This window comes from Klebsiella sp. M041 (assembly GCF_059759695.1).
Genome location: NZ_JCAXWU010000024.1, coordinates 49,696 through 57,366, shown reverse-complemented (window position 1 = coordinate 57,366; position 7,671 = coordinate 49,696). Strand labels below are relative to the sequence as shown.

Annotated in this window: 7 protein-coding genes; 1 reads left to right on the top strand and 6 read right to left on the bottom strand. The window is 54.0% G+C overall.

Going from position 1 to position 7,671, the window contains the following annotated elements; genetic code table 11:
• Positions 1–95: 95 nt before the first annotated feature.
• The 5 genes from AC6CWS_RS23390 to ssb1 form a co-directional block, all read right to left on the bottom strand.
• The gene (locus AC6CWS_RS23390; RefSeq protein ID WP_498256445.1) at positions 96–1,124 is read right to left on the bottom strand and encodes a site-specific integrase; all 1,029 of its coding nucleotides are present in this window, start codon (positions 1,122–1,124) and stop codon (positions 96–98) included.
• The gene (locus tag AC6CWS_RS23385) at positions 1,117–2,085 is read right to left on the bottom strand and encodes an IS5 family transposase (RefSeq protein WP_072202995.1); all 969 of its coding nucleotides are present in this window, start codon (positions 2,083–2,085) and stop codon (positions 1,117–1,119) included. Before AC6CWS_RS23385 ends, AC6CWS_RS23390 begins: the two co-directional genes overlap by 8 nt.
• Positions 2,086–2,102: 17 nt before the next feature.
• The gene (locus tag AC6CWS_RS23380; RefSeq protein ID WP_498256444.1) at positions 2,103–2,312 is read right to left on the bottom strand and encodes a hypothetical protein; all 210 of its coding nucleotides are present in this window, start codon (positions 2,310–2,312) and stop codon (positions 2,103–2,105) included.
• The gene (locus tag AC6CWS_RS23375) at positions 2,302–3,549 is read right to left on the bottom strand and encodes a tyrosine-type recombinase/integrase (protein ID WP_032142157.1); all 1,248 of its coding nucleotides are present in this window, start codon (positions 3,547–3,549) and stop codon (positions 2,302–2,304) included. The genes AC6CWS_RS23380 and AC6CWS_RS23375 overlap by 11 nt, the downstream gene beginning before the upstream one ends.
• Before the next feature lie 157 nt (positions 3,550–3,706).
• A complete protein-coding gene (gene ssb1 / locus AC6CWS_RS23370) occupies positions 3,707–4,231 on the bottom strand; it encodes a single-stranded DNA-binding protein SSB1 (RefSeq protein WP_004151744.1) in 525 nt (174 codons plus the stop codon).
• Positions 4,232–4,485: 254 nt separating this feature from the next.
• Here ssb1 and uvrA point away from each other — a divergent pair, with 254 nt between their 5' ends.
• Positions 4,486–7,311: an excinuclease ABC subunit UvrA gene (gene uvrA / locus AC6CWS_RS23365; RefSeq protein ID WP_080901802.1), complete on the top strand. Its 2,826-nt coding sequence runs from the start codon at positions 4,486–4,488 to the stop codon at positions 7,309–7,311.
• On the opposite strand, the gene AC6CWS_RS23360 is transcribed toward uvrA, so the two are convergent.
• On the bottom strand, positions 7,312–7,668 hold the full coding sequence (locus tag AC6CWS_RS23360; RefSeq protein WP_004206305.1) for an MmcQ/YjbR family DNA-binding protein: 357 nt from the start codon (positions 7,666–7,668) through the stop codon (positions 7,312–7,314). It lies immediately after the preceding gene.
• Positions 7,669–7,671: the final 3 nt, after the last annotated feature.

Sequence of the window (7,671 nt, the reverse complement as noted above, 5' to 3'; positions counted from 1 at the left end):
GCGCTGAACAAAATGACGAAAGCAGGTATGCCTGAAAGCGTGCGTATTGCCTGAAAACACAACCCGCTACGGGGGAGACTTACCCGAAATCTGATTTATTCAACAAAGCCATTCTTGATATAAACACCTGCGTTTTGGGTGTCCGTATGGTCAAGCAGTTCCGCTATTACCAACTCGCCAAAACCTTCACGGGCAGCCCGTGTGCCCGTGGTATACCGAAAGCGGCGAGAATTGATATGCAATAGATCACCAGTACGTTCTGACCGGATATCTGATTCTTCTACGATTAAATGGAGTGTTTTAGTTATCACTGAAGCGGCGATGTGGAGTTTGTCAGTGGCAAGCAGTTGGTAGAATTCATAAGGGGATTGGATGGTCGCTAGCACATCAAGATCAGGAAACAGAGGGATCTGCTGCCGGTCAGCTTCCTGCAATTCAATCCCGAGACGATTCTCAACCAGAGTAACAGCATTCCTTGCCTGAGCACTCAGGACTGCCCATAGTTCGAGAGTCATCGCATAGGGCTTGAAGCTTTCGCGAAAAAAGCTGTTACGTTGCTTGGCTCGCGGCACATTCAACACATAGAAGGGTTCACCCTTTTCATTTTCTCCGCAGAGAATATCAACCACGCGCAGCTGAGAGATCTGGATTGAACGACGCCCTGTATGACTGACGCTAAGAGCCATAGCCAACTCCGCGATGGTAATTAAGCTCTTTTCATAAGCTCGTACAACCGCCTCGTTAAACGCTTGAAGTTCATTATCCGTCAACGGCCCCTTTAGAGGATCCAATCGCTTAACCGCATCCCCCTTACGCCCCCCCTTTAACCTCCATCCCTCCAGCAAACACGCCACGTTCTTGCTAACACCGGGATAGCCCAGCTTGTGCCACTTTCGCAGTAAAACACTAACGCAGGCTAACTCATGCTCATGAGCCGCATCCAAAGAAGACCTATATCCAATCAACATGATATCGTCAATACGAGTAGCTTTAGTTGCACGAATCATGTCTAAAAAACACAGGAAAATATGTCTCGTGTATGCCGCGGACAGGTTCCTGGCGGCTTTGTTGAATAAATAAGATTTCGTGCGAACGACCCTGTAGCTGGCTGGATTTTCAGGCAATACGCACGCTTTCTGGCATCCCGGCCTTTGTCATCCTGTTCAACGCACGCACCATGGCCATAGCTTCCGATACCTGACCATCGTAGTCACGCAGCGTCAGTGAATCTCCCAACAACTGCTTCATTCTGTACATTGCCGTTTCCGCTATCGAGCGACGGTTATATTCCGTTGTCCATTTCCACCGTGCATTGCTTCCGCTCAGCCGCTGATTAGCAACGGCACGGTTGCGGTCTGCGTACTCACCGGGCCAGTAACCTGCTCCTTTTCGGGGAGGAATAAGCGCGCTGATTTTTTTGCGGCGCAGTTCATCGTGACAGAGCCGGGTATCGTAAGCCCCGTCTGCCGCGGCTGCCCTGATTTTTCTGTGAGTCTGCCGGATAAGGCCCGGGAAGGCTTCTGAGTCCGTGACGTTATTCAGCGACAGGTCTGCACAGACAACTTCATGTGTGTTGCTGTCAACAGCAAGATGCAACTTTCGCCAGATACGACGGCGCTCTTTGCCGTGCTTTCTGACTTTCCATTCGCCTTCACCAAAGACCTTCAGCCCGGTGGAATCAATCACCAGGTGTGCGATTTCACCCCGGGTGGACGTTTTGAAACTGACATTAACCGACTTTGCCCGCTTACTGACACTGGTGTAATCCGGGCAGCGCAACGGAACGTTCATCAGGGCAAAAATGGAATCAATAAAACCCTGCGCAGCCCGCAGGGTCAGCCGGAATACGCGTTTAATCACCAGAACGGTGGTGATGGCGAGATCAGAATAGCGCTGGGGCCTTCCTCGTGATGAAGGCGTTGCCGACTCATACCAGGCCTGAATGGCCTCATCATCCAGCCAGAAAGTGAGGGAGCCACGGTTGATGAGAGCTTTGTTGTAGGTGGACCAGTTGGTGATTCTGAACTTTTGCTTTGCCACGGAATGGTCTGTGTTGTCGGGAGGATGCGTGATCTGATCCTTCAACTCAGCAAAAGTTCGATTTATTCAACAAAGCCGTTCCTGGCATAAAATGACAGGGTATGAAGAAACCCACTCAGAGTCTCAGGATCCAGAAGGTCATGTATCATACCAACCGAAATATTGTTGTTTTTATCTAATCTCCACATAGCTTCATGCAACGTGAAAAAGTATCCATTTGATTTTGCAGGTATTTTCTCGGTAGGCAATGCTGGTAAGATGTTATTCATCATCAATCTTCATGTCCTTTGGTAAGCGAGTGCCATTTCCCTCTTGTAAAGCCAAGGCGGCCTCAAAACCTTTTTGCTGAATGAAACGCTTGTTGTAAGTCGCTGCGGTTCCTGAGCCCGGTTTCCAACCTTGTAAGTACGCACGGATTTGCTCTTGTCGTTCTTCGCTGACTGGCTCATCCATGGCATCCATTCTTTCTGAAAACTTACGATTCCATGTGTGGCGGAGCGAGTGTCCAGTCACTGTGTACAATTGCGGCGATACATCTTTGACCAAGGAAAATATTTTGTGATAACCCGCCTTGGAGATAGGGTTTCCGACAGTTGGCCCACGCTTGTAAGTCACAAACAGGTAGTCATTTTTCTTTGCATTTTGGACTTTGCGGCGATCTTTGGTGATATAACTGTGCAGTTCTTGAGCTAAGGATTCAGCCAACGGTATGAGCCGTTCTCTGGTTTTGGCATTAGGCTCATTGGTTCTAGAATCAGCTCGTTCATCTGCTCGCCTAACGATACGGATCCTGTTAGAGCTAAAATCTATGTCCTGTATTCTGATGTTCAATAATTCACCACCTCGGATGCCCAGATGATACAGAAGCAAGATCATCAGCCGATTGCGGCGCTGCACATCAATTGAAAAAGGATTCCACTCTGAATCGAGCTTGATCGTCTCAAATAGCACATCCAATTGAACGTCACTCAAAGACCTGTCTTGCAATGTACTGTTTCTGCTCTTTTTAGACGGTCGGCGCACCTTTATTTGCGTCGCCATAGTCTTGATCTGTTCGCCAACATCCAGCTCAGGCATCTTTAAGAGATGCATAGCATACCAGCGTAAATAGTTGGCAAACGTTGTTAGGCGGGAATGTTGTGTTCCGTTATCCACGATATTGGCCAACTCATCATCCAGCCAAGGATTGGAGAGCGCCTTTGATGGCATCCTGCCTTGCTTGCGCTGAGCAAAGTCTCGCAGATCGTCCATCTCATGTGGCTTGAAGAAATCTTTGGTCAATAACCGTTCTTCAAGGTTAATGTCACGACTCTCTAGAAAGCGTAACAACAAGACTAGGTTGTTAGCAGCAGCTAGCGTCGTTGAGAAGGCATTGCCTTTATTGCGGATTTGGGTTGTTAAAAACAAAGTTGGGTAATACATGGGAAGGCCAGAAGCACGATCCACTACCATGCAATAGCGCTCGCCACTATCCATGACAAATGTTGTAACTCTGTAGTTCTTTTCCATGCACTCACACCCATAAATAGTACACAATTACAAGGTAGACTATATGTGAAAAATCACCAATTTATACAAGACACTTTTCTTGGCGCTAGAAACGAAAAACCCCTGAATTAACAGGGGTCTATGTTTACATTCTTTACAGATAACTCTAAGGTCATCTTCAGAACGGGATATCGTCGTCGAAGTCCATCGGCGGTTCGTTGGAAGGCGCTGCCGGAGCCTGCTGCTGCGGACGGGACTGCGCGCCGCCGCTGAACTGGTTGCCGCCCTGCGGCTGCTGAGGCTGACCCCAACCGCCCTGCTGCTGGCCGCCGCCTGCCGGTGCGCCGCCGCCCTGACGGCCGCCCAGCATCTGCATGGTGCCGCCAACGTTCACCACCACTTCAGTGGTGTATTTGTCCTGACCGGATTGATCGGTCCACTTGCGGGTACGCAGCTGGCCTTCAATGTACACCTGAGAGCCTTTACGCAGGTACTCACCAGCGACTTCCGCCAGTTTGCCGAACAGCACAACGCGGTGCCATTCAGTCTGCTCTTTCATTTCGCCGGTCTGCTTGTCACGCCAGGATTCGGAAGTTGCCAGCGTGAAGTTGGCGACTGCGCCGCCACTTGGCATGTAGCGTACTTCCGGGTCCTGCCCCAGATTACCGACGAGAATCACCTTGTTTACGCCTCTGCTGGCCATGATCGAATCTCCTGAATAATACGTTTTGTATAAGTGTAAACCGGGAATTCTAACACCACAAAGGGACAATTTGATAGCTGCTAAGCCAATTCCAGAAAACATGCCGCCGCTATGCAAATTTTCACACGCTTCCCGCAGCGCCATTCCAATACTGTATATCCAGACAGGTTAAATTGTGTCATAATTAGCCGTTTCTGCCGTTTGTCCTTCAAGCAAACCAGGCAATCCGTGTATCTACCTACCGGGAAAGGTGAATGGATAAGATCGAAGTTCGGGGCGCCCGCACCCATAATCTCAAAAACATCAACCTCGTTATCCCGCGCGACAAACTCATTGTCGTCACCGGGCTTTCCGGGTCTGGCAAATCTTCACTCGCTTTCGACACCCTGTATGCCGAAGGCCAGCGTCGCTACGTCGAATCGCTCTCCGCCTATGCGCGACAGTTCCTGTCGCTGATGGAGAAGCCGGACGTCGACCATATCGAAGGGCTGTCGCCGGCGATTTCCATCGAACAGAAATCAACCTCTCACAACCCCCGCTCGACGGTGGGTACTATTACCGAAATTCACGACTACCTGCGTCTGCTGTACGCCCGCGTCGGCGAGCCGCGCTGTCCGGACCACGACGTGCCGCTGGCGGCGCAGACCGTCAGCCAGATGGTCGATAACGTCCTCGCCCAGCCGGAAGGCCTGCGTCTGATGCTGCTGGCGCCCATTATTAAAGAGCGTAAGGGCGAGCACACCAAAACCCTGGAAAACCTCGCCAGCCAGGGCTATATCCGCGCACGGATCGACGGCGAAGTCTGCGATCTCTCGGATCCGCCGAAGCTGGAGCTGCAGAAGAAACACACCATCGAGGTGGTAATTGACCGCTTCAAGGTCCGCGACGATCTGGCGCAACGTCTGGCCGAGTCGTTTGAAACCGCGCTGGAGCTCTCCGGCGGTACCGCCATCGTGGCCAATATGGATGATGAGAAAGCGGAAGAACTGCTGTTTTCCGCCAACTTCGCCTGCCCGATCTGCGGCTACAGCATGCGCGAGCTGGAGCCGCGCCTGTTCTCCTTCAACAACCCGGCGGGCGCCTGCCCGACCTGCGACGGCCTCGGCGTGCAGCAATATTTCGACCCCGATCGCGTGGTGCAAAATCCGGAGCTGTCGCTGGCGGGCGGCGCCATCCGCGGCTGGGATCGACGTAACTTCTACTACTTCCAGATGCTGAAGTCGCTGGCGGAGCACTACAAGTTCGACGTCGAAGCGCCGTGGGGCACTCTCAGCGCCAGCGTGCAGAAAGTGGTCCTGTACGGTTCCGGTAAAGAGAATATTGAATTCAAATACATGAACGACCGCGGCGACACCTCGGTACGCCGCCATCCGTTCGAAGGCGTGCTGCATAACATGGAGCGCCGCTACAAAGAGACGGAATCCAGCGCGGTGCGCGAAGAGCTGGCGAAGTTCATCAGCAATCGCCCGTGCGCCAGCTGCGACGGTACGCGTCTGCGCCGCGAGGCGCGCCACGTGTTTGTGGAAAACACCCCACTGCCGACCATTTCCGATATGAGCATCGGCCACGCGATGGACTTCTTCAACAATCTGAAACTCTCCGGCCAGCGGGCGAAAATCGCCGAAAAAGTGCTGAAAGAGATTGGCGATCGCCTGAAGTTCCTCGTCAACGTCGGCCTCAACTACCTGACGCTCTCCCGTTCGGCGGAAACGCTCTCCGGCGGCGAGGCCCAGCGTATCCGTCTGGCGAGCCAGATTGGCGCCGGACTGGTTGGCGTGATGTACGTCCTGGATGAGCCCTCCATCGGCCTGCACCAGCGCGATAACGAGCGCCTGCTCGGGACCCTGATCCACCTGCGTAATTTAGGCAACACGGTGATCGTCGTTGAGCATGACGAAGACGCCATTCGCGCCGCCGACCATGTGATCGATATCGGCCCTGGGGCCGGGGTCCACGGCGGCCAGGTGGTGGCGGAAGGGCCGCTGGAGGCCATTATGGCCGTCCCGGAATCCCTGACCGGCCAGTTCATGAGCGGCAAGCGCAAAATTGAAGTGCCGAAGCAGCGCGTGCCCGCCGATCCGGAGAAAGTCCTCAAACTGACCGGCGCGCGCGGTAACAACCTGAAAGACGTAACGCTGACGCTGCCGGTGGGGCTCTTCACCTGTATTACCGGCGTTTCAGGGTCGGGTAAATCCACGCTGATCAACGACACGCTGTTCCCGATTGCCCAGCGCCAGCTCAACGGTGCCACCATTGCGGAACCGGCGCCGTACCGCGATGTACAGGGTCTGGAACATTTCGATAAAGTGATCGACATCGACCAGAGTCCAATCGGCCGTACGCCGCGCTCCAACCCGGCCACCTACACCGGCGTCTTTACTCCGGTCCGTGAACTGTTTGCCGGCGTACCTGAATCACGTTCGCGTGGCTACACGCCGGGCCGCTTCAGCTTTAACGTGCGCGGCGGCCGCTGTGAAGCCTGCCAGGGCGACGGCGTGATCAAAGTCGAGATGCACTTCCTGCCGGATATCTACGTACCGTGCGACCAGTGCAAAGGCAAACGCTATAACCGCGAAACGCTGGAGATTAAGTACAAAGGCAAAACCATCCACGAAGTGCTGGATATGACTATCGAAGAAGCGCGCGAATTCTTTGATGCCGTACCGGCGCTGGCGCGTAAACTGCAAACCCTGATGGACGTGGGTCTGACCTATATCCGTCTCGGCCAGTCGGCGACGACCCTGTCCGGCGGCGAGGCGCAGCGCGTCAAGCTGGCGCGCGAGCTGTCCAAGCGCGGTACCGGCCAGACGCTGTATATCCTCGATGAGCCGACCACCGGTCTGCACTTCGCCGATATCCAGCAGCTGCTGGAAGTGCTGCACCAGCTGCGCGATCAGGGCAATACCATCGTGGTGATTGAGCACAACCTCGACGTGATAAAAACGGCCGACTGGATTGTCGATCTCGGCCCGGAAGGCGGCAGCGGCGGCGGCGAAATTCTGGTTTCCGGTACCCCGGAAACCGTCGCCGAGTGCGAAGCCTCGCACACCGCGCGCTTCCTGAAGCCGATGCTAAAATAATTAGCGAGAAAGCTGCTGCCGGACCGGCTCCGGCAGCATTTTCACCGCCTGCTGATAAGACGCATCGACCAGGTAGTAGATTTGCGAATCCGGCAGCGAGCCATCCAGAAAGACGGTGCTCCAGTGCGCTTTATTGAGATGCTGGCTGGGCCGGACGTCGCGATGCTGCTGCCTCAGGAGCTCCGCCAGCTCCGGACTCGCCTTCAACGCAACCGCCGGCCGCTGGTCTTCGACCTCCTTCACCATGGCAAACAGCACGTCCGAGACCTTAATCTGCGTGGCTTTCCAGTCGCTGTGGACGCTCTGCTCTGCTCCCGGCTTCGCCATGCAGTACTGCAATAACTCCGAAATTGTCATCTT

Coding starts and splice junctions, on each gene's coding strand:
- AC6CWS_RS23360 (WP_004206305.1), bottom strand. CDS start 7,668: ATGACAATTTCGGAGTTATTGCAGTACTGCATGGCGAAGCCGGGAGCA.
- AC6CWS_RS23380 (WP_498256444.1), bottom strand. CDS start 2,312: ATGATGAATAACATCTTACCAGCATTGCCTACCGAGAAAATACCTGCA.
- ssb1 (WP_004151744.1), bottom strand. CDS start 4,231: ATGGCCAGCAGAGGCGTAAACAAGGTGATTCTCGTCGGTAATCTGGGG.
- AC6CWS_RS23375 (WP_032142157.1), bottom strand. CDS start 3,549: ATGGAAAAGAACTACAGAGTTACAACATTTGTCATGGATAGTGGCGAG.
- uvrA (WP_080901802.1), top strand. CDS start 4,486: ATGGATAAGATCGAAGTTCGGGGCGCCCGCACCCATAATCTCAAAAAC.